At 36.6% G+C, this 22,833-nt stretch carries 22 protein-coding genes and 2 pseudogenes; 8 read left to right on the top strand and 16 right to left on the bottom strand.

The features are described from left to right. The 3 genes from JOE23_RS15045 to JOE23_RS15055 all read right to left on the bottom strand — a co-directional run bounded on the left by JOE23_RS15045 (position 1) and on the right by JOE23_RS15055 (position 2,189). Positions 1 to 372, bottom strand: a complete 372-nt coding sequence (locus JOE23_RS15045) for a GntR family transcriptional regulator (protein ID WP_204439671.1) — start codon at positions 370 to 372, stop codon at positions 1 to 3. A 9-nt stretch (positions 373 to 381) separates the two neighbouring features. Further along, complete coding sequence (locus JOE23_RS15050) at positions 382 to 693, bottom strand: YfzA family protein (protein WP_204439673.1); 312 nt, start codon at positions 691 to 693, stop codon at positions 382 to 384. 530 nt (positions 694 to 1,223) lie between these two features. Then, positions 1,224 to 2,189: a glutathione S-transferase family protein gene (locus JOE23_RS15055; RefSeq protein ID WP_204439675.1), complete on the bottom strand. Its 966-nt coding sequence runs from the start codon at positions 2,187 to 2,189 to the stop codon at positions 1,224 to 1,226. 389 nt (positions 2,190 to 2,578) lie between these two features. Between JOE23_RS15055 and JOE23_RS15060 the strand changes: the two genes are divergently transcribed. Together JOE23_RS15060 and JOE23_RS15065 are read left to right on the top strand one after the other, a co-directional pair. Next, the gene (locus tag JOE23_RS15060; protein WP_338021927.1) at positions 2,579 to 3,157 is read left to right on the top strand and encodes a TetR/AcrR family transcriptional regulator; all 579 of its coding nucleotides are present in this window, start codon (positions 2,579 to 2,581) and stop codon (positions 3,155 to 3,157) included. Positions 3,158 to 3,264: 107 nt separating this feature from the next. Next, positions 3,265 to 5,718 carry a YhgE/Pip domain-containing protein gene (locus JOE23_RS15065; protein ID WP_204439678.1) on the top strand — a complete coding sequence of 818 codons (2,454 nt, stop codon included), beginning with the start codon at positions 3,265 to 3,267 and terminating at the stop codon, positions 5,716 to 5,718. A gap of 216 nt (positions 5,719 to 5,934) precedes the next feature. On the opposite strand, the gene JOE23_RS15070 is transcribed toward JOE23_RS15065, so the two are convergent. Together JOE23_RS15070 and JOE23_RS15075 are read right to left on the bottom strand one after the other, a co-directional pair. Further along, on the bottom strand, positions 5,935 to 6,333 hold the full coding sequence (locus tag JOE23_RS15070) for a GyrI-like domain-containing protein (RefSeq protein ID WP_204439680.1): 399 nt from the start codon (positions 6,331 to 6,333) through the stop codon (positions 5,935 to 5,937). 128 nt (positions 6,334 to 6,461) lie between these two features. Further along, positions 6,462 to 6,782, bottom strand: coding sequence for a MazG nucleotide pyrophosphohydrolase domain-containing protein (locus JOE23_RS15075; protein ID WP_204439682.1), 321 nt, complete (start codon positions 6,780 to 6,782; stop codon positions 6,462 to 6,464). Positions 6,783 to 6,880: 98 nt separating this feature from the next. Here JOE23_RS15075 and JOE23_RS15080 point away from each other — a divergent pair, with 98 nt between their 5' ends. Beyond that, positions 6,881 to 7,462, top strand: coding sequence for a TIGR00730 family Rossman fold protein (locus JOE23_RS15080; protein WP_204439684.1), 582 nt, complete (start codon positions 6,881 to 6,883; stop codon positions 7,460 to 7,462). A 967-nt stretch (positions 7,463 to 8,429) separates the two neighbouring features. On the opposite strand, the gene JOE23_RS15085 is transcribed toward JOE23_RS15080, so the two are convergent. The 3 genes from JOE23_RS15085 to JOE23_RS15095 form a co-directional block, all read right to left on the bottom strand. Continuing rightward, on the bottom strand, positions 8,430 to 10,286 hold the full coding sequence (locus JOE23_RS15085) for a BCCT family transporter (protein ID WP_204439686.1): 1,857 nt from the start codon (positions 10,284 to 10,286) through the stop codon (positions 8,430 to 8,432). A 142-nt stretch (positions 10,287 to 10,428) separates the two neighbouring features. Next, positions 10,429 to 11,391 (bottom strand): tRNA dihydrouridine synthase, encoded by a 963-nt coding sequence (locus JOE23_RS15090; RefSeq protein WP_204439688.1) that lies wholly within the window; start codon positions 11,389 to 11,391, stop codon positions 10,429 to 10,431. Positions 11,392 to 11,664: 273 nt separating this feature from the next. Further along, entirely contained in the window at positions 11,665 to 12,627 is a 963-nt protein-coding gene (locus tag JOE23_RS15095; RefSeq protein ID WP_204439690.1) for a helix-turn-helix transcriptional regulator, read from the bottom strand. A gap of 114 nt (positions 12,628 to 12,741) precedes the next feature. Between JOE23_RS15095 and JOE23_RS15100 the strand changes: the two genes are divergently transcribed. Next, positions 12,742 to 13,275, top strand: a complete 534-nt coding sequence (locus JOE23_RS15100; protein WP_204439692.1) for a dihydrofolate reductase family protein — start codon at positions 12,742 to 12,744, stop codon at positions 13,273 to 13,275. A 133-nt stretch (positions 13,276 to 13,408) separates the two neighbouring features. On the opposite strand, the gene JOE23_RS15105 is transcribed toward JOE23_RS15100, so the two are convergent. After that, on the bottom strand, positions 13,409 to 13,918 hold the full coding sequence (locus JOE23_RS15105) for a MepB family protein (protein WP_204439694.1): 510 nt from the start codon (positions 13,916 to 13,918) through the stop codon (positions 13,409 to 13,411). Continuing rightward, positions 13,918 to 14,435 (bottom strand): annotated as a pseudogene (locus JOE23_RS18005) (DJ-1/PfpI family protein). The gene JOE23_RS15105 and the pseudogene JOE23_RS18005 overlap by 1 nt, the downstream one beginning before the upstream one ends. Before the next feature lie 694 nt (positions 14,436 to 15,129). On the opposite strand from JOE23_RS18005, the gene JOE23_RS15110 reads away from it, so the two are divergent. From JOE23_RS15110 to JOE23_RS15120, 3 genes and pseudogenes are all read left to right on the top strand, one after another. Beyond that, positions 15,130 to 15,456, top strand: coding sequence for a DUF4879 domain-containing protein (locus JOE23_RS15110; protein ID WP_204439696.1), 327 nt, complete (start codon positions 15,130 to 15,132; stop codon positions 15,454 to 15,456). 23 nt (positions 15,457 to 15,479) lie between these two features. After that, positions 15,480 to 15,962: a hypothetical protein gene (locus JOE23_RS15115; RefSeq protein WP_204439698.1), complete on the top strand. Its 483-nt coding sequence runs from the start codon at positions 15,480 to 15,482 to the stop codon at positions 15,960 to 15,962. A gap of 147 nt (positions 15,963 to 16,109) precedes the next feature. Beyond that, a pseudogene (locus tag JOE23_RS15120) lies at positions 16,110 to 16,226 on the top strand (DinB family protein); the annotation flags it as partial. 197 nt (positions 16,227 to 16,423) lie between these two features. On the opposite strand, the gene JOE23_RS15125 reads toward JOE23_RS15120, so the two are convergent. The 4 genes from JOE23_RS15125 to JOE23_RS15140 form a co-directional block, all read right to left on the bottom strand. Next, the gene (locus JOE23_RS15125; protein WP_204439700.1) at positions 16,424 to 16,588 is read right to left on the bottom strand and encodes a hypothetical protein; all 165 of its coding nucleotides are present in this window, start codon (positions 16,586 to 16,588) and stop codon (positions 16,424 to 16,426) included. 284 nt (positions 16,589 to 16,872) lie between these two features. Further along, complete coding sequence (locus JOE23_RS15130) at positions 16,873 to 17,208, bottom strand: hypothetical protein (protein WP_204439702.1); 336 nt, start codon at positions 17,206 to 17,208, stop codon at positions 16,873 to 16,875. Between the two features lie 427 nt (positions 17,209 to 17,635). Further along, positions 17,636 to 18,007 carry a hypothetical protein gene (locus JOE23_RS15135; protein WP_204439704.1) on the bottom strand — a complete coding sequence of 124 codons (372 nt, stop codon included), beginning with the start codon at positions 18,005 to 18,007 and terminating at the stop codon, positions 17,636 to 17,638. A gap of 124 nt (positions 18,008 to 18,131) precedes the next feature. Next, positions 18,132 to 19,040 (bottom strand): helix-turn-helix transcriptional regulator, encoded by a 909-nt coding sequence (locus JOE23_RS15140; RefSeq protein ID WP_204439706.1) that lies wholly within the window; start codon positions 19,038 to 19,040, stop codon positions 18,132 to 18,134. 77 nt (positions 19,041 to 19,117) lie between these two features. Here JOE23_RS15140 and JOE23_RS15145 point away from each other — a divergent pair, with 77 nt between their 5' ends. Further along, positions 19,118 to 19,573 (top strand): VOC family protein, encoded by a 456-nt coding sequence (locus JOE23_RS15145; RefSeq protein WP_204439708.1) that lies wholly within the window; start codon positions 19,118 to 19,120, stop codon positions 19,571 to 19,573. Positions 19,574 to 20,574: 1,001 nt separating this feature from the next. Here the strand turns inward: JOE23_RS15145 and JOE23_RS15150 are convergent. Continuing rightward, positions 20,575 to 21,957, bottom strand: coding sequence for a sensor histidine kinase (locus JOE23_RS15150; protein WP_204439710.1), 1,383 nt, complete (start codon positions 21,955 to 21,957; stop codon positions 20,575 to 20,577). Positions 21,958 to 21,966: 9 nt separating this feature from the next. Next, positions 21,967 to 22,677, bottom strand: coding sequence for a response regulator transcription factor (locus JOE23_RS15155; RefSeq protein WP_204439713.1), 711 nt, complete (start codon positions 22,675 to 22,677; stop codon positions 21,967 to 21,969). Positions 22,678 to 22,833: the final 156 nt, after the last annotated feature.

A 22,833-nucleotide genomic window follows, 5' to 3' on the forward strand; every position in this document is an offset into this window, starting at 1 on the left:
TCACTCCTCATATAAAATCTTCATTAATTGCTGTAGCTCATCTAGTGACAGACCAATTTCTTTGCTATTGGTGATGACCGCATTCAGTTGCTCCTCGATGACATTCAGCTTTTTCTCTCGGATAACTTCCAAATTTTGTTCTGCAACAAACGAGCCTTTTCCAACAATCGAATAAATAAAACCCGACTTCTCCAACTCCTCATAGGCCCGCTTCGTCGTAATAACACTTATTTGTAAATCCTTAGCAAGTTTACGCATGGAGGGGATTGCTGCCCCCTCCTGTAATTCACCTGTTAAAATAGCTGATTTAACTTGATTAGCAATTTGTTCATAGATTGGCTCCTTTGAACTGTTGGATATAATTATTTGCATGTGAATCCCTCATCTTTTATTTTTTGAAAAAACACTTGAACTCATGTCTTGGATAGCTTGAAATAGTATAACAATAATGTGAATGGTCATAAACATGTTAAAGAATGGGTAGGCGTATGGCGTCATCCATTCCGTGAAAAATTTCGAGTCCAAAATCCATCTACCTATCCTAGCAAATAACCGACCACTATCGTTTATCTTAGGTTCCCACATCGTCCCGTCTATTCCAAAAAAGATCATCTGAACAAGTAAGAATATACCAATAATGATCAACCAGCGTTTTACAGGGCTCATGCGAGAAGATTTTTCTTGGTCTGACACAAAAAACTCAACTCCTTTTAGACTCGTTAAATAATATTTATATAATGTATATATACTATATTCACATTATATACACAATAGAATCCACCTTGCAACTATTTTTATTTAGGAACTGCTACTGCTCCATGATCAAATATACGAAAAAATAGGACTTCCAACTTAAATGGAAGTCCTATTTTCACTTAATAAACGCTTCAGCTAAATTCGATAAATTACATGGTCATATTGGTCATATAGCCAAGTTACTTATATGCTTTCTCTTCTTTATTCAACCGAAAATCATTCATCTAATTCTCTTTTTTTTAGTAGTCTTTGAAATTCCTTCTCTAACGATTCTGATGGTTCAATACTTAAACAGCTAAGTACTTCTGATATTTTAGGATTAAATAATCATTTTGGTGCGGATTTTCTTTTTCTTGTCATTGACTTTATTTATAAGCTTGATAGCTTAGCTTGTTGATCTTGACGATTCTTCATTTCCCACTGTTGCAGATAATCGTAATTTCCTTTATGTTCTGTAACTAATCACTTTAGTCATCGAAACTAAAATCTAACTTTGGACCTACCGGCACAATGCCTGTCGGATTGATCGATTTATGGCTCCGATAATAGTGCTCCTTAATATGGTCAATGTTCACCGTTTCAGAGACGCCAGGATAATGGTACAACGCTTTTGTATAACGCCAAAGATTGGGATAGTCAATAAGACGTTTAATATTACACTTAAAGTGACCATAATAAACCGGATCAAAACGAATTAAAGTCGGAAATAAGCGCCAATCGGCTTCAGTTACTTGCTCCCCTACTAAATAGCGACGAGTAGCCAGCCGCTCTTCTAATCGATCCAGTGCGTCAAATAATTTGGTTACCTCTTCTTGATAAACGGCTTGTTCAGTGGCAAAACCTGCCTTATAAACCCCATTATTAATCGCATGACAAACATCATCATTAATGGCATCAATTTCTTGTTGTAAGCTTTCCGGAAAGAAATCCACAGCTTCCGCACCTAAATGATCAAATGCAGTATTTAACATCCGGATAATATCAGCCGATTCATTATTGACAATCTTATTTTGCTTAAGGTCATATAAAACCGGAACGGAAACACGCCCACTGTAAGTCGAATCCGCTTTCTGATAAATTTGATATAAATAATCCGCGTCCATAACCGGATCAGCAATCACGCCTTGACCTGGTTCAAATGTCCACCCTTTCTTGTCGCGGTACGGATGAACAACAGAGACAGAAATCATCTGCTTTAATCCTTTTAAACTTCGCATAATAAGCGTGCGATTTGCCCACGGACAAGCATAAGAAACATACAAGTGATAACGGTTAGGCTCAGCTTTAAAGCCAGCTTCCCCTGTTGGCCCGGCACTGCCATCGGCTGTAATCCAGTTACGGAACTGTGATTCTTTCCGAATAAAACGACCGTCCTGATTGCTTGTCACATCCTTTTCGTCATCATACCATTGCCCATCTACTAATAATCCCATTGTTTCACCCTTCCTATACAAATAAATACGTTCATCTAATAAGTAAATTCACCAAAAAAAGACATTTTAAACCTAAACAGAAATAAGTTCACCATTACCATGTGTACGACCCGATCTTCCCTACTTAAAACTAGCCGTCTTTCATTTTCAAACCATCCCATGATTTGTTTTGTTTTTAAAAAAGATGAAATGAAAACCGGCGTTTTTTACACCTATGACTTAGCACGCTTGTTACTATAATAATACGCTTTTGTCGTTTTATAATGAAATCACCGCACCGTAAAAACCTATATTTCATTTGCCATCCAATCCATCCTATGGTATTCTAAAATATGAATTAATGACCGAATTATTCGTTTGGTCAATTTGAGACCCGGGAGGTGTATTGAGTGGCAACCATTGACCGAAAAAAACAAATTGTTGATGCTGCAACAAACTCTTTTTCTTTATTTGGCTATAAAGCCACAACCATTGACCAAATTGCTAAGATAGCGAATGTTGGCAAAGGAACTATTTATACGTTTTATAAAAATAAAGAAGAGCTCTTTCATGAAATTATTTCTTCCTTAATTAGGGAAATGAAAGATGTGGTTGAAACTATCCTAGAAGAAGACTTACCGTTTTATGAAAAAGCGGATCGTGCACTTTTTAAATTGTTAGAGTTTCGAACGGACCATCAGTTGATGATTAAACTTATTCAAGAGGAGAAAGAATTAGGAACACCAGCTGTTAAGGAAGTCATTCAAAATATTGAGAACATGATTATTGACTATTTAAAGAATATCATTCAAAAGAGTATCGAAAAAGGAGAGATTAAACCGTGTAACCCTGAGTTAACAGCCTTTGTCATGTTAAAGCTATACATTGCGCTTATTTTTGATTGGGATCAGCTTCGTAAGCCTTTAGAAAAAGATGAAATTTCAGACCTTTTTAAACTTTATCTACTCAATGGATTATCCAATCGATAATCCATCATTTTTAACTGTTTTTGACCGAATGAGGATATCGGTCAATCATTATCAAAAAAATGACCAGTTGGTTAAAAGCGTCATTAATTCAAGGAAGGGGTTTATAAATGAAAAAATCAAACTTTTTGTTAGAATGGCAGCAGATTTTAACAAATAAAAAAGTATTCATTCCAATTATTGCGGTCACCTTCATTCCTCTGCTCTATTCCGGGATGTTCCTTTGGTCTTTCTGGGACCCTTATGATCACATGGAAGATTTGCCGGTTGCCATCATTAATCAAGATAAAGGCGCTAACTATGCTGAGGTAGAAATGAATTTAGGAGAAGATCTCGTTGATAAGTTAAAAGACAATGATGAATTTCAATTTGAATTTGTCACACAAGAAGAAGGTTATCAAGGCCTAGAAAATCGAAAATATTATATGGTCATTGAAATCCCTACAGACTTTTCTGAAAATGCCACAACATTAATGGATGAAAAGCCCAAGAAACTCGTATTAAAATATATTCCGAATGAAAGCTATAACTTCTTGTCTTCACAAATTGGAGAAACGGCTGTAAAAGAAATAAAAGCAGGTATCTCAAAAGAATTATCATCGACTTACGCAGAGACTATGTTCAGCACCGTTTTTCAATTAGGCGATGGTCTCGTCAAAGCAAGTGACGGTAGCGCGGAAATAAATAGTGGGGCTGAAAAGCTAGCAGAAGGTTCAATCGAACTAAAAGAAAACTTAGAAGTTCTCGTAGCCGGTTCAATTGAATTTGAAGATGGCGTAACAAAAGTGCGTTCAGGCTCAAATGCATTTGCCGGTGGTTCTCAAGAACTTGCTGATGGAATAAATCAATTGTCCAATGGTAGCGACCAACTTTATGCTGGATCTATCGATGTGCAAAATGGGGCTGAAGCATTAAGCGATGGTACGTCACAAGTCAGCGAAGGGCTAGCGGAAATCACTGGGAAAGTCCCTGACTTAATTGCTGGAACTGAGCAAGTTTATGATGGCTTAGAGACTTTTCAAACACAACTCCCGACTCAATTGGCAGAGACGATTGGTGATAAAGTGGAAGCAAGTGAATCTGAAATGAATCAAGGTTTAGCACAATTGAACCAAGGCATTAATAGTAGTCTCCAGGACGAATTGGCTGTTGAACTTTCTTCAGGCCTTTCCACGAATGTAGCTGATGTTGTAGCAACACAGATCATCGATATACAGACACAGCAAACGGAACAACTAGCCATTTCGCTTATTGAAAACGGCATACCTGAACAAACGGTAACCCGTATCATTTCACAGCTTAACGAACAAGCGCCAACTAAAGAACAAGTCGAGCAAACGATCCAAGCACAGCTTGAGACACCCATAACAACAGGTATTAATCAAGGGATCGACCAAGTAACTGCGGGAATTGACCAAGGATTTGAACACTATCAAGATGAAGTCAATGATAAACTGTCTGCTTCTATTTCTGATATCGATGAGCAAATTCAAACAGCTGTAGATCCCGTCTTTGATCAACTGACATCAGGACTTCAAGATATTAATGTTGGCCAATCCCATTTAAAAGATGGTCTCGAGCAATTGGCTGAAGGGACAAACGCCCTCGAAGAAGGGGCTTCCCAATTAAATAGCGGACAATTCATGTACGTAAATAATATGGAATTATTCAACCAAAAGCTTCATGAAGCACAAACCGGATCAACACAATTAGCAATTGGTGCAGTTCAGCTAAATGGAGGAATCGATCAATTAGCTGATGGCTCAGCTAGATTAACCGACGGCTCTCAAAAACTAGCAAACGGTTCAACCAAGCTTTCAGATGGCACAGGAGATCTTGCCGATGGAACAACCGAATTACATGATAAACTAGAAGAAGCTGCGGATGAAGTGAACACATTAAAAGCTGATGAAGATACGTATGATATGATGGGAAGTCCTGTTGAAATCAGCAAACAAGAAGTAAACCCTGTTCCGAATTATGGGACCGGATTTGCACCCTATTTCATTTCTCTAGGCTTATTCGTAGGTGCACTATTAATGACCATTGTCTTTAACTTAAAAGAACCAGCAATCGAACCACGGACTGGCTTTAGTTGGTTTATCGGCAAATTTGGTGTTATTGCAATTGCAGGTGCTATTCAAGCTTTATTAGTTGACGCGGTATTGTTAACGGGCTTAGGGGTAGAAGTTCAAAGTGTCCCATTATTTGTGCTTGTCTCTATAATCACAAGTTTGGTGTTTATGACACTTATCCAATTGCTTGTCACCACACTCGGAAACATTGGACGCTTTATTGCGATTATTATTCTTGTCTTACAACTAACAACAAGTGCTGGAACCTTCCCATTAGAGTTAATTCCAAAGGCGATCCAGCCGATTAATTATCTGTTACCTATGACATATACCGTTCAGTCGTTTAAGGCGGTAATTTCAAGCGGTGATTATACTTTTCTATTAAAAACAATGACGATTCTAATTGGTTTCACGATCATGCATATGGCACTAACCATCACCTATTTTACTTTTAAAAAGAATAGTAGTCCTGCTCTTAAAGAAGCTTAATCAGATGTAGTATAAGGACTAATGATTGAAAGCAAAACAATGATACAAAAGAACGTGTTGATGCGTTAAACGCACCAACACGTTCTTTTTACACGGCAATAGAATTTAAGCGAGCCCAAAGAGATAACAGCACAATTAGCGTCCGTTATCTTCCAGCTAAATAGATAACCTCTATTTAGCTGGGCGTTTTACGGACGCATATCTAATAAGTTGTCACTATTTGATCGCTATGTAGATTTCAATTTCACCGTTAGGGTAATATTTTTCAAAGTCAAATGAGTACACTCTCTCTATTGTACCGTTCTCTTCTTGGTGCCATATTTTGCTCCACGCATTAGAGATACCGTGTTCTTCTGTCGTATTTACCTTGAAAATTTCATAGTTCTCCTTTTCTGGTATCTCAATTATAGATGGTCCATTATTATCTTCAATACCAATGCTTAATGAATAATCTCCTTTGTAGTCACTTTCATAATTGTGATACACACCGTATGTAACGCCTTCATGTTTACTTAGATGATGAGAAGCCTCTTTCCACATTTCTGTGATTTTTTGCATGATACGTTCATCATTAAAGTTATTTGTTCTTATGCTACTAATGATTGCTAATTTCAACACCCTCACCCTTTCACATATTTATACCTTTATTAGTTTCATAAATCTATAGGCTTTTCCCTCTTCTTAACCATTCGACTTTTTCGTTTAAGACCGCCTCTATTTACTATTTTTAATTATAGTGATAATTATTTATGAGCGTAACGCTTTGAGAGTTTCTCCTTATGAGAATTAAACACTTCTTCTAAAGAAATATTATATTTATTAGCGATTACAATGACGTTGCCCAATACATCTCCTAATTCCTCAACTAAAGCTTTCCTATTGTTTAAAAACGATTCTGTTACTTCGTCTGGCCTATCTCTACCAATCTCAAGTGCTCTTATAGCGCGTGCCACTTCTCCCGTTTCTTCTGCTAAAAAGCCAATACGAATAAAAATATCTAGTTCAGACCATCCTCTATTTTGGTAGTAATCATTGACCCATTGTTGAAATTCAGCTACATCCATTTTTTCACGCTCCTTAACGCCTATTACTATAAGTTTAACAAATGATCAAGACTTTTGTATAATATAAATATTGTATTTAACTAAGGGGGAATAATAAAGTGAAGCGTATAGCTGTATTTTGTGGTTCAAGTAATGGCGCATCTAACGTTTATATAGATGGTGCGAAAAAACTCGGTAAAGCATTGGCTAAACATAATATAGCACTTGTTTATGGAGGAGCAAGTGTCGGTATGATGGGGGCGGTTGCAGATGCTGTTTTAGACGAAGGTGGACAAGTTATCGGCGTTATGCCTCGTTTTTTAGAACAGAGGGAAATAGCACATAAACGATTGTCAGAGCTGATCGTTGCTAATTCGATGCATGAAAGAAAGGCTAAAATGGCGGAGCTAGCTGATGGTTTTATTGCTTTACCCGGAGGACCTGGAACATTAGAAGAATTCTTTGAGATTTTTACATGGGCTCAATTAGGACTTCATCAAAAGCCATGTGGTCTTCTAAACATCAATGACTACTTTAACCCACTTATTGAATTGTTCAAACATATGACAAAGGAACAATTTTTAGATGAAAAGTACCGTTCTATGGCAATCGTTGACGACGAACCCAGTCAGTTACTTGAAAAATTCAATTCTTTTGAAGCCCCAACTTTAAAAACTTATAGTAAAGAAAAGCAGCTTTGAACGTCAACAACAGCAGGGGTGGAAATTTAGCCCCACCTCTATTTTGAGATGGAGGCTTTACCAGCGGTTATCTGTGATAAAGTAGGCGAGTTCGACATGCAGGCATAAGACCTTCTGGCATTGACGGCAACTTTTTCACTTTCTGCTTTAAATTAAGGTTCTAAGTCAAATGTTGGGGTGAGCTAACGCTCGCTCCTTATTCTTTATGCAATTCGCATCTTCACATCTTTATATTGATGATGTAATAAAACTTTTAATCGAAACCGATCAAATCGGCCAAATCCAAAAGCATTACGCTTAATAAACTTTGGTCGAATTAATCATTCCCTTCGTAAGCTGGAATCGTAGGCTAATATTTCTTGTACAGTAGATGCCTCTAATCGTTGACCAAATAACCGATCATAATTGTAGTGCCTGCGGCTAGGGAGACACTGCGTTTACCAAGATGTCTCCCTTGTGCTTGGGAGAGTGAAAGCGATTATATTTCCTCTGCGGTTCAAGCATCATTCTGTCATCCTTTAACGATGTTGAAATGAAGAACGATCACTTGAAACCTAGCATTGAAAAATGACGTTAGTGCGTTTTTTTACTCACCAACGTCATTTATTGTACAAACCAAATAAGGCGCTTGCGTGCTTTTTTTATGTCATTGTGTGATGACAACGAGACGCCTGCGGGAACAGCGCGAGCCGAAAATCCACTTTAGAAGCGCTTTTAGCTTCACACAGTGGAATATTAGACTAAACCCGTCACCTCGTGTGACAACGTCTAATTGACCTACATCCTGTAGGCCCAAGGCCGTGCCCGCGGCAAGCGAGTGGACGATCACACATCACTTTATTTTAAAAGCAACGTGTTGAATTGTATCTTTACCCCAACATATATTTTAGAGCCTAAATTAAAAAGCAGTGTAAGATCCACTTGCCGTGGATCTTACACTGCTCATCTTCGTCTTTTTAACAAAGAATCACTTGTTTTCGTTATCTACATGACTAGTCTCCTCTATCGTCTCAATTTCCTCTTTTATCGACTCTGTTACAACATCAACTAGCGCATCATCGTGAACTGCTGAAGCAATAACTTCGGTGATCACATGGTCAGTTGTCACTTGCTCTAATGCTTCATCTACCGATGTTTCTATTTCATACTCTTGTTTCAGCCCTAAGTTCAATGAATAAATCATTAAGATAAGGATAATCGTAAAAGGAAGCCCCGTAATTATTGAAGCGGTTTGGAGCGCTACAAGTCCGCCACCGATAAGCAGTGTAGCAGCAACAACGCCTTCCATGACAGCCCAGAATACACGCTGTGGAACTGGTGAATCTAGTTTCCCTCCTGAAGTTAGGTGATCAACAACTAAAGATCCGGAATCGGAAGACGTAACGAAGAACACGGTAACTAATATAATGCCAATCAGTGAAAGTATACTTGCTATTGGTAAATTTTCTACCATCGCAAAAAGTGCTAAAGCCTCATTCTGTTCAACGAATGTAGAAATAGCCCCAATACCATTGCTTTCTTGAAAAATAGCTGTACCGCCGAATACGGACATCCAGAGAAAGGAGATTAGGGTAGGGATGAAAATAACACCCATGATAAATTCTCTTACTGTTCTTCCTTTAGAAATTCTGGCGATAAACATACCAACAAATGGCGACCATGATATCCACCATGCCCAATAAAAGACCGTCCAACCACTTTGCCAATTGGTCGCTCTAAAGGTTTCGGTCCATAAGCTCATTTCGATAAAGTTTGATAAGTAGTAACCAATGTTTTGCGTAAACCCACTTAGAATATACACCGTAGGTCCTGCTATCAGCACAAATAACAGGAAGACCCCTGCTAAGATCATATTGATTTCACTAAGTCGTTTAACCCCACCATCTAGTCCTAAAACAACTGAAACCGTTGCAAAACCCGTGATGACTATAATTAAGAGAACTTGAACAGTAATACTGATATCAATGCCAAATAAGTGGTTTAATCCAGCATTCACTTGGGAAACACCGAGTCCAAGTGATGTAGCTAGTCCCATTAAGGTCGCTAAAACAGAAAGAATATCAATAATATTCCCCCATAATCCGTAAATCTTATTTCCGATAATTGGATAAAATAGTGATCTTATCGTCAAAGGCAACCCTTTATTATAAGAAAAGAATGCGAGGCCTAAACCAACGATGGCATAAATAGCCCAAGGATGGATGCCCCAATGGAAAAAGGTACTCGCCATAGCCGCTTGTGCAGCAGAAGATGTGTTGGCTTCAACACCAGAAAACATCGGCGATGGTGCTCCGTAATGTGTGATCGGTTCCGCAACACTCCAAAATAATAGTCCAATCCCCATACCCGCGCTAAGTAGCATCGCATACCAAGCAAATTTAGAGAATTCTGGCTTTGCTTTTTTTCCACCTAAAACGATCTTTCCATATCGACCAAAGGCAAAATAAAGCGAGGCTATAATAAAGATGTTAGCAGCAAAGATCATGAACCAACCTGTATTTTTAGTAATACTGCCCAAAATATTATCGAATAAATTCTCTGCTGTATTAGGAAACAGTAGCGTTAAAGAGATGAAAACAATCAAAATAATTGATGAGCAAATCGTGACGTACGGATGGATGTCAAAACCGAATTTTTTCCAATTGTTTTCTCCTACTTCTTCTTTTCCTTCCTCATCAAAAAGTGACACCGTCGGTCTAATTTGTAATCCTTTAAACGGTTTTCTGTTTTTGATTGCCCTTTTTCTTGCTTCAGCTTCAGCTTTTTTTAGCTTTTTAGCCAAAGATTGTTGTGATGCACGCTCTTTCTTTTGTTGTTTATTCATATAACCATACCTTTTGTCAAATTTTTATACCCTTTAAATTATACAAGTAGGAAAGCATGAACACAATGATAGATCAAAAAATGTGACTTTATCCGACAAATAACTAAGCATTTCGAACGCGTTTCTTTAACCTGAAACCCGTTTATTTATTATTGTGAAAATCAGCTAAAAGCGCTCGGACTTCATCCGTCGATTTCGTGTTCATTAATTTAACACGCAAATCACTAGCACCAGGAAACCCTTTAACGTAAATTTTAAAGAAGCGATGCAAGCCGGCAATTGGGCGAGGAACCCGTTCCGCATACTGATCTTGCAAATCAAGTTGTAACTGCAACAACCCCAACAATTCATCAGCAGTATGCTCCCTAGGCTGTTTTTCAAACGCATAAGGATTCTTAAAAATACCGCGACCTATCATAATTCCATCGACACCATATTGTTCGGCAAGCTGTAACCCTGTTTGACGATCAGGAATATCGCCATTTATCGTAATCCGTGTTTCAGGTGCAACGCGGTCCCGAATGGCGGTGATTTGCGGAATCACTTCCCAATGAGCAGGCACTTTACTCATCTCTTCTCGTGTTCTCAGGTGAACCGATAAATTCGCAATATCCTGCTTAAGCAAATGGGGAAGCCAAGCTTCTAGCTCCTCAAGCTTTGCATAACCAAGCCGTGTTTTGACACTGACCGGTAAGCCTCCTGTTTTCGCCGCTTCGATCAATTCTGCTGCCACTTCCGGACGCAAAATAAGGCCACTTCCCTTACCGTTATTGGCGACATTAGGCACAGGACACCCCATATTAATATCGATGCCCTTAAAGCCCATCTCTGCCATACCAAGGCTCATCTCTCGAAAGAATTCCGGCTTATCCCCCCAAATATGGGCGACGATCGGCTGTTCATCTTCCGTAAACACTAACCGTCCACGCACACTTTCCTTACCATCTGGATGACAATAACTATCCGAATTCGTAAATTCAGTAAAAAAAACATCGGGTGCTCCCGCTTCTTTGACGACATGACGAAAGACGACATCCGTCACATCTTCCATTGGTGCTAATATAAAAAAAGGCTTCGGTAACGTTGCCCAAAAATTATTTATCATTATAATAACCCTCATTTCATCAGCTAATCATTCTGGCACAATTAAAAACCATCGTTATTATACTAGGAATGCTAAGAAGAAGCAAAGGCAAGGATAGCGAGAGGCGAAGCTAGACTAAGATAAGCGGTGTATTTAATTTGAAGGTAAATCAAAAGCCTAACCCCTCTCTCTAATTTTATCGAGGAATTAGGCTTTTGATATGCAACAATCGCACCCGATTGCGGAAGACAAGAAAATATCTCTTCACACAACTACAAATATAACAAAGACCTTTTATTCATTATTGTAAAAGTCAATAACAGACATGGCTAACGATACGACTTTATCTGGAAGATCTTTCGGTGAAACGACCTTTATTTTATTTGCGAATCCCAATATATACTCTATAGCCTCTTGCTTATCATTAAATCTTAAAGTTGCTGATATCCAATTATATTCATTTGGTTTATCTGTTTTTATAACTTGGACAAACTTACCTGTAAATTTAATTCTTTTCATTATTTCCGGATGTATTTCTACTTGTACATCATATTTAGGTAAATTTTGTACAAACGCTACTTTTGATCGTTCCCAGTATGCCACCAAATTGAAATTAAGCGGTCTTCTAAAAGTTTCACTTTTGATCTTTGCATTATGTATGCGTGATACTCTATAATTACGTAACTCCCCATCCCTTAGTGCAACAAGGTACCATTTATCACCTTTTGCCACCAATCCTAATGGTTCGACTAACCTTTCTTTTTGCTCCCCGTCGGCCTGTTCATAGTAGATTTTCATCTTTTTACTATCATAAACTGCTTGTTGCACGGTATTAAGAGCAGACACATTTTCTTTGGATTGTCTCCAAGTACCCGAATCTATATAAATTCTTTCCCATATTGTTTGTGCTTCGTCTCGATAAGTATCTGGGATATTTGCAAGTAACTTTTGCCTCGTATCTAGTGGCAGGTTATTTAATCCTAAATCTTTGAGTATTTCTTCAGGTGGTAAAAGAAATAAAGTTTTCATGTCATCTACAGTTAATCCACTTAATTTACTCCGAAAATTATCTAATAGACGCCAACCTCCCTCTTTACCCCTTTCAGAAACAATGGGGATCCCTGCGTTGGTTAATGCATCCATATCTCTGAGAATGGTTCGATCTGACACCTCTAAATCATTGGATAATTCCTTTGCTGTCATTTTACCTTTACTTTGTAAAAGTATCATTATATTCATTAATCTATCTGCTCTCATCATACCCACAACCTTTATGTAAAAAAATTTGCGAATTAAATTTAATTAATATGACAAAAGGTGTCATGTTTACATTGTATACTTATAATAGCGGTAAGGAAAGGAGCATTTTTTATGAATCAAAAACGAAATTTGGTATTGTTTATTTCTTCGAGTTTGGACGGATATATTGCTACTAAAGATGAATCCCTTGAATGGCTATTTAAGGTTGAAGGCGAAGGAGATAATGGTTTTTCTGAGTTTTATGAAACAGTTGATACAGTTTTAATGGGAAAAAGAACCTACGATTGGGTATTGAAACAAGAAATAGAGGAGTTCCCGTATAAGAATAAGGAATGCTATGTATTTACGAGAGCTCCTTATAAGGAAGCCGAGTATGTGAAGTTTGTTAATGATGACATAAATAATTTCGTTAACAAGCTAAAAAACAAAGACGGTAAAAACATTTGGGTGGTCGGTGGAGGTGAACTGTTAAATTCTTTTATTCAGGAGGATTTAGTTGATGAATTCTTTATAACCATTGCACCAACTATACTAGGTAGCGGCATCCCTTTATTTAAAGAAGGAAATCAAGAATTAGACCTTTCTCTGAAAGGAACGAAAAGATTTAATCAATTTATTGAATTGCATTATGAAGTTAAAAAGTAAATGATATAACTAAGCGCGATTAAACAGCCCTTATAAAAAGAGCTGTTTTTCTTTTTATACTGCCTCCACAATATGGCCCGATTCTGTATTCTGGAACAATGCTTCTTCGACAACTGCGCCCGTTAGCATAGGATTAAAGCGAATACAACTCTATTATTTTGTCTGTGGGTAATTTACTCGGATCACTCATATCAACAAAATAAGGCAACTGCCATTTTTGAGTTTTCATCGCTTGCTTACTAGGCGGTTTATCCCAGCTAGGATAAACTCTTATTGCCATTTTCCCCTTTTTTGAATTGAACCTAAGAATATCCTGTTTGAAAAGAATTTCTTTTGGAAAAATAAATTGTCCAAACTCACTATCATCTTTAAAAGTAGTTATAACTAATAAATCAGGTGCTTCCTCATATGTAAAGGGTTGGTTTTTATTATTTTCATCTTTTTCCCAAAATGCAACAAACTGTCCTGCTTTGGTGGGAGTTATATTTGCAACCCTGAAACGAACTGTTCTCGAAGATAATCGAAATATACCAGCACCATACTTAGCATTTTGCTTTTCTTCTTGAGCCGACTTTACAGTTAAGTCATTTGGCTCGTAAATCATTTTATTTACATAATTTAATGCTGTATAAAAATCATTCATTATTCCACCCTCAAATTCCCAACAATCTGTCCCGATTCTTGAACAGTGATCACTATATATGAATATGGATCCCCATATCTTTCACAATAATTATAATAGCAATGCTTATTAATATACATCATTTTTTCATTCAGGCATATCAAATTTAATCAATTTTAAAATCAATTTAGTGAATTCAATAGGAGCTGTTCCATTTGCAGTAACCAATTTTTAATCTTTTACTGCTTGTTTTTCTAGGAAACTGCCATTAGGATTATAATTTTCATAGTCATTCCAACTGTATACCGAGTTACCAGTATGATTATGATCATTTAGAAAACCGTTCTCTTCCAACTAGTCTACTGCACCAAATATAGTACCTATGGGAATATTGTTTTGAAATGTCGTTTTGATTAACGGTACTTTCTAAAGAAATAGTATGAACAGACCCATTCTCTCTTTGATTTAATGTCGATGATAAGTAAGCACCTTACCAATCTGCATACTCGTCTAATATAAGAAATAAGGCCTTTTTCATAATGACACTATCCCTCTCCTTACTACAGATCTCGTTAATTATACTCAAGTGTACTTTAACACATGCCTATAGCAAGAGCTCACACGATTATCGAATACCCTAATAATTCTCAGAAACACAAAACCGCTAAAACCGTTTGCTATGTACTTTTTGAAATTGATCTTTTAATGGTTTGTTTTCGTCCTCTAATGCCTTTATACACTTTTTAATGTTTTATTAATACTTCGGCTTTTAATAGGTTTACGAGTGTTCGATGTCTTCATTCACTGTTTCGTTGAGTAGATTCAATTTCTCTTTTACTTTTGGATAAGTAGCGATGGTGGCTTCATTCTCAATCACATCAATCAGTTTTTGACTATAAAATACAAAATATATTTTTTCTAACATATTTTTCAATTACGTCGATATTACAAATATAGGAATTGGAAATTCATTAGGAAGTTTATTAAGTTGAAAAAAGTAATTACGGCAATTTTATTTGTAGTAGTAACATTTTTCGGAGCATCGGGTACCATTTTAGCATCTAATAAGGAAGAACCTAACGTGTTGTAAAAGACTTACCTAAAGGAACAAGCTTTACATTCCCTTCAAAAAGAATATCCTAATGCCCTATTTATTGATGGAGAAGAAGAAACATTAGACTCTATCACACTTTTCCAAGGGGCTGCTCCACCTTTAACTTTTTTAAGTGTCTATGCTGCTATTTCTACTAAATTATCCACAGTATGAATATTTTGCAGATAACCAATTAACAGCTAATGAAGATCATGGTGGAGAAGAAATGTTAATTGTTACAATGGAAATTGGTTACAGTAAAAATTCGACAAGATTTGCGCGTATGAACGAAGATAGATTATCAATGTATATGCAGGAAGATATTGATTTAACTGGCAATAACATTGTTGATGGCGCGTTTAGATGGTGGGATGCTAGCGGGCATGATGAAGGAAAATTCACTTACCAAGCTACCTCTATCAACGCTCCTTGGAATACCATGAGTGCATGGATGAATTTTAGATAAAAAATCGTAAAGGAGCATAAACTATGAATATTAATCGCACAGCTTCAACTTCCACACATGTTTCTTCTAATCGATCAGCAGTAAGAGGCTTAGATGCGGAAAAACAATTTACCAAAGAAATTAATGAAAAGAAAACTGACCCGTCAACAGCCGAAAATAGCCCAAATATATGGGCGGAGCTTGCACAAAAATACGATGTAACTCATGCTACCTTTGATGACTTAACAGAAATGAGTACATTATTGTATAAGTCAGGAGAAATTTCTCTTAAGGAACACGCCATCTTAACTTTTGATTTTGATAGGGGTGTCGAATCCATACAGATGAAAACGGTTGGTGTGCCGATTAATTTTAAGATGCACACAACTAGGGCTGATTCAGCTGGAAATAGAAACTGGATAGAAGAGTTTCAAGGCAGATCTGATAGAGCCTTTAATCACGGCAACCTAATTGGGCATCATGCGTATCAAGGTGTGATCAGTATTTTACAAAGGTTACAAGCATAAATCATTATAAAAAGTCGCGAATTCAGTTTGAGGGAAAGTGAATCCGCGACTTTTCTAAATCTATATAGTATTCTACTCGTCTATCCTATTAATTAGCAAGTAAATACAATTAAAGTAGCAGAGTCGTAACAAGGAAGCTAGACTGAGATAAGAAATTTGGGTGACATGCTTTTACATGTTGCTTATCATGAAGCAGTTCATACTGGTCAATTATTAGATTATTTAAGAACAGCAGATATTCCAAGAGGGCATATTTGGGATTAATACTTTCAATAGATGCCAACACAATAGTGATGCATATTGTATTCGGAGTTTTAAAATTTACAGGATAATACCAAGCGCCTTTCCAACCCACCATGCAATTGTAAGAGTTTTATAATTCACACTAGTTTTTTTACCGGCGGCTTTATAAGCAATATAAGTTTTCACCAATTGCTGTCTATTCCCTTTAACTAGGGAGTTTAAGCTAATTCAAGCTGACCGGGGTTAGCCTTCATAATTGTGACCAAATCTGATAGAGGTTCATCTGCCTGATCCTGTTCAAATATGATCTCTGTAGTTTCCTCTGGCGTTGGAAAAATTACTTCAAATACATCATTTACAGTAATAAGACCTTCGGTTAGCAAATCCATTAATTCTTAAAAAAGTCTCCATTTTAATCCTCCAATGTATTTTTAGATAATTATACTACTTTAACATTGTAAATATATATTTTTATATGCAAAATTTTAGTAAAAATGTGGTGAGATAAACAAATGTAACTATTTGATGTAGGTTAATAAACGACTTTAAAAATGATGGAATTACATAACTATACTTTACCATACAAAAATAACCCGGATATTAGAATTCACTCTTACATCCGGGGCTCAGTACCATTAGGGAAAGAACTATATTTTATTCATCAATGTTACAGTTTGGATTGATATAAATGACCATTTTCATTAACGAATCCTAGTCTATATGCTTTTTCAATATAACTCATCGTTTTTGACTCCATGCCATAATTATTATGTTTTCTTAATTGCGTTTTACTATGTTCTTTTACCCATTGGTCTACATCTCTTGCCAATGATTTATTAACAACTTCCTCTTCTTCAAGGACTTCTTGGAAATCCTTAAAGCTAACCTTATTATTGATATAATCTCTATTGCCTTCCCTTTGCCCTTTTACATGAGCAACAACTGTTAGTCTAGAATATGCTTGGAAAGAACTTAGTTGGTCCGAGCTGAAATTTCTAATCATGAATATCAATTCCTTTCAAATTATTACTAATATCTATATTTGATTTCATAGGCACAGTTTTTGTGTTTGTATAATTTGTAAACCAATCATCCATTTTTTAGGTAATTTAATTGTAACAAATATGGTAAGTAAGTCAATAGTTAGACTTATGTTGTTAAAAAATATAAATTAATAGTATTTTACTTGTAGGCTATTGATTAAATGCGGACTCTACTTGCGTTTGGACTGTGCATTACCTGAAAGTTCATATAAAATGGAAATTAAGATATAATACTACTAATGTTAGTATGTTTAGGTTTGCTCATTTAAAACACGCTTTTAGCTTTATGTTTTTTGGTATGTTTTTATTCTACCAAATAAATAACTGTGCAAGTAAGAAAGCGTACGCATTTCTTACTTGCACAGTTAATATTACACTCCCAAAGAACTAGTTATTAAATTCAATCTTAACAATATCTGGTTCTCTTTTTTGTCTAGTTAAGATAACATTAGCTTCATAATCATTTTCCCATTCTACAGATATATTATCAGGTAGTTTAGTTTTCATAATAGATTTATTATCATAATTGATTCTAAGCGTGGGATCAGGAAAATCTTCTATCCTAACAATTTCAATTGTTTTTATATTGTTTGGAGAATGACTAACCAATAACTGAGTTTCTTCTGAATATGAAAAATATAACCAAACCGGGACCGAAACAACCATAAGTACGAGAATGACTATCACCCAAAAACAGCCAATCCCTGTTAAGAATTTAACCTTTTGCTCGTTTAGGTTATAATCGTCTTCTCCAACCATTTGATCTTCCCCTCCTCCATTAAGTTCGTTTATCATAATATGGATATATGAAACTTGCTTGGATACTCCCGTTGAGAACGTTTGATATCCATCTTTTACTCTCCGAAGCCAACCTATGAACATTTTATTTGTAAAGTTTCACTGCTTCCTCCATAAAATATAAATATTTATCAATAAAACCATTTGGCTTGATAATTTTAACTTTATTACCGAATCCGGCTAAAAACTGGTAGGCAAATTGATTCTCAGGCAATTCAATTGTCGCAAGGTAACTTCTGGCAGTCACTTCTGTAACTGCTTTTTTTCCGTACCTCTCGATGAATTGATCTCTTACAGCAATATCTAACAATAGCTGTACACTAACCAAATTTTGTTGATCAATGGTTTGTTTTTCTCCTTTAAATTCCTTATCAGACCTTGGGACAAAAAAACCGTCTTTTTGGATATTTAATATCCTCATCAATTTAAACGTACGATAGTCTTCCCGTTCTAAGCTATAACCAAAAATATACCAATGCAACTCTCTTAAATGTAACTTATAGGGTTCTACAACCCTGTATGTTTTGTTTCCGTTTTGATCCACGTACTCAAACTTTAATACCCAATTATTTTCAATTGCTTGATTGATAAGTAAAATGTCTTCTTTGATTTGACTTCTTCCCGGCCAATCATAAAATGTTAAATCAAGTTTTGGAGAAATATCTACGCTTGTCATTCCTTTAATTTTTTGAATAGTCGTTTGAATTTCCTGATTCATAATCAGTTGCTCAAAACCACCTAAAGCTACTAGTATATTTTCAATATCCTTGTGATTTAATAATCGTTTATCGAATTTATACTCTTCCATTAGCGCATATCCCCCTGCAGCACCATATTTCGCAAAAATAGGGATGTTTGCATAACTTAATGTTTCCATATCACGCTGAATCGTCCGTTTAGTTACATTAAAAAGCCGACTAAATTCTGATGCCGACACAACTTCCTTTTGTAACAAGATCATCACTATCGAGATAAGTCGCTCAATTTTTTTCATATTACCCTCCCATATACGACATACATATGTCTCTTATGTTCTATTATAATTCAAGTATGAAAAGGAGGAAATAAATTATGAAAGCAATAGCTTATCTACAATTTGATGGAAAGGCAGAAAAAGCGTTAAACTTTTATGAAAAGGCATTACAGGCAACAAGCGTAAAAAAGGTGAGATTTGGTGCTTTTGGTCAAGATCCAAATGCTCCTTTAACGAAAGAAGAACAAAACATGATTATGGAATCTCGTATTGAGTTTTCAGAAAATATTTTAATGCTCTCTGATGTACTGCCTTCTATACAAGCTGTGACAGGGGAAGTCAAACAGGGTAATAACGTCTTAATCAGTATTATTGATGCTGATCCAGAGATGAATAAACAAAGTTTTGAAAAGCTTTCAGAAGGTGGTACTGTGATCATGCCGTTATCTTCTACGCCATGGTCAGCAAGTTTTGGAATGTTAGTTGATAAATTTGGTGTAACGTGGAAATTTAATAGTGAGGCGAGTAAGTTTTTAGATGGTTTCGTAAATTAAATATATATTTTTAGAATTGGGATCTCACCAACATTTTGACAGAACATCCACACCAAAGACAGTATTTTCATAACAGCTCCAGAAGTTTTTATATGTATGGGGGCTTTCAGGGCTTATCTTATTTCTATTATCGCATGAGCCTTTCAGGGATGTAAATGGAAAAAAAGCATCCTTATCTGGGCTACTAAACACAACGGTACAGCGTGTAGGTTTTTATCAGGGACAGTATTCTGTTGCTCTAAAGCATGCAAGGCTTAATCTACTAAAACAATGCATGAATGACTGAAATATGCAGCTGTTGTTGTTCAACAAACGAGCGATTGTGCAATAAAGAAAACCACTTGTAACATTAAAAGTACAGATTCAATTCTGTGCTTTTTTGCTTAATATTAATACTGTCAATTCGTTATAATGCAGTCTTTTAATCCTGGTATATTCATAGTAAAATTCATATACACGCAACCCCATTCTCTACTTGTTTCTCAACAATTCAAGTATATAAGAATGCATCGGTTGCGTGTGTTTTATTTTTCAGAATTTTACCTAAACCGCAACAAATATTATAGAGCCAGAAAAGTAACCATTGTAAGTAGCATAAGCAGCAGCAAAACCAATATAACCCTTTCCTACAGATGCAATATGGAATTGAGTGTCTACTTGAACATCTCGGGCATGTTTAGCAGCGACTGTTTACCAAAATAAGACTCTGTTGCGATTTTGTCATTATGTATAATAACTAGAGCCCCACCACTTGAATCCAAATTTTCAGCACTTTCTTTTACATGAGCATGTACATCTTCAAACAAGTTTGTGTCGTCATTTTTTAATAGCAAATTTTCCACTCTCCTTTGAAAATTAAAAAATACCCAAGGATAAACTTATTACAGAAATAAATTTATCCCTCAGACTTACCGTATATCGATAAAGTTTATCATTATATTTATATAGATTAATTTAACTAAGAAACAGTAGCACTCTATAAGTTTTGAAACGTAATTACTTTATGACGAACCCTGATAACTTACCGTCACAAATGTCCCCTTGCCAACCTCACTCTCTAGCTTGACCTTTGCACCGTGTGCTTCGATAATGTCACGTGCTATAGCCATGCCTAACCCAGTGCCTTTACTATTTTTAGTGTTGGTCCCACGGTAATACCGATCGAACACTTGGTCAAGATCTCCCTGGATGCCTTTGCCATTGTCTTCAATCGTGAGGTCCTGCTCTCGGATGGTGACAATGACAGACACAGTGTCATCATTGTGAATGAGCGCATTGTATATGAAATTTAGAAGGGCCCGCTTCATCAGATGTCGGTCGATAGAAAGGATAAGGTCTGGCGCTTCACTAAAAAAGGATATGTCATCATCTCTAAATTGAGGGTCATTGAGTAAATCGATGAGCACCTCTTTCACAAACGTTTCCATGCGTGTTTCCTGTAAATGAAGCGGCATTTCTTGATTTCTTAAGCGCATTGTTAAGTTAAAATCATCAAGCAAATCCTTCATATAAATTGATTGTCTTTCAATGACGCTCGCATAGTCAAGACGTTCCTCGTGTGATACGGAATCGTCCCTTAATAATTCTGCATAGCCCCGAATCGAAGCGAGCGGTGTTTTTATATCATGAGAGACATTACTAATCCACTCATCGCGCATCTTTTCTAATTTCTGCCGTTCTTCTTCATGTTTTTTCAGTGTATTTGATACCTCATTTAAGTTAGAAAAGACCGGCTTATAGATGCCCACACTTGTTGGAGGGTGCGCTTGAAAATTCCGCTGCTTCAGTTGGGAAATACGTTCAATCATAGCATTAACAGGCTTCGTCAGCACTGAGCTGAACACGATACCAATCAGAATGGTAATGATTAAATTAACGATAACAATCGCTAACAGTGCGTTCAATGCATAGGTGAAAATAGACAACACATCCCATGTGAAAACGAAGCGACGTTCATCCGAATCGTAAATACCAACGATATAGCTAAAGTCTTTATATTCCCCAACAAAATAAGTATTAAATTCATCATCCATATACTTATACTTATGGACAATCTCCATCGGACTATAATTGGAGGAAGCAGTGTCAGGAGCTAAATAAGAGGAGACAACATGACCATCACTATCAAGTATTTGCAGCCATGCCCCGTAGCTTTCTAACGCTTGTCTTCCATCCTCTGATATCACAGGTTCACCATTTTCCAGAGCCATATAGCTGCTAAAATCGCGTGTAAATGATTCTGCAGAATCACTTCCGACATCATCTATATCGTTCGTGTGGTAATAGATAATGGTCCCGATAAGAATGAGTGTATTTACAATGAGGACAATCATCACGATCGTAAGAATGGAGATGAGATAACGTCCTGTAAGCTTCCATTTCATATATGTCACCTATTTCCCGTGGAATCTGTAGCCTAGACCTTTCACTGTTCTCAAAAATTCAGGATTGGATGGCGATTGCTCAATTTTTTCACGTAATCGTCTAATATGCACCATGAGTGTGTTATCCGCTCCGTAAAATTCTTCGCCCCACACTTGTTGAAACAGCGTTTCTTTACTGAGAATACGATTTGGATTTCTGAGAAAACATGCCATTAAGCCAACCTCTTTTGCTGTCAGCTCTAATGATATTCCATCCTTCATCACCTCTGTTTCTTCGGCATTTATTGAGAAACTACCCACATTAATTGCGCTTTTAGGCTGGGACGAAGGTTCTGACGCTATCGTATAAAGACCAGCCCGTCTTAGCTGAGCTTTCACACGATAAGCAACCTCCTTAGGGCTAAAGGGTTTAGTAATATAATCATCGCCGCCAATAGCCAGCCCTAATATTCTGTCAACTTCATCGGTTTTGGCAGAAAGAAAGAGGATAGGGATGCGAGACACCTCCCTGATTTTTTTGCATAAATCATAACCTTCTCCATCAGGCAGCATGACATCCAAGATCGCCAATTTAGGCGAGAAATCCTGGAATTTCTGCCATCCCTCCTGCACACTGCCCGCCGTTTCGATCATCGTAAAGCCCTCTTTATTTAGACTCGTCTTCATTAACTGACATAAGTCGTTTTCATCATCAACAATTAATATCCGAGGCTGTTCCATGTGAATCATCCTTTCAAGCAAAGCACGTCGTTTTCTCTATAGTAACATCTTATTGCTATAAGTGTAGCGAATGTAAGGATTTTGTAAGGTTAAGGTGGTTTTAGTTTAAGGATCATTGGCTATAGTAGAGATAGATAAAGTGAAACTTCAATCAGT

Source organism: Amphibacillus cookii, assembly GCF_016908375.1.
Lineage (GTDB): Bacteria > Bacillota > Bacilli > Bacillales > Amphibacillaceae > Amphibacillus_C > Amphibacillus_C cookii.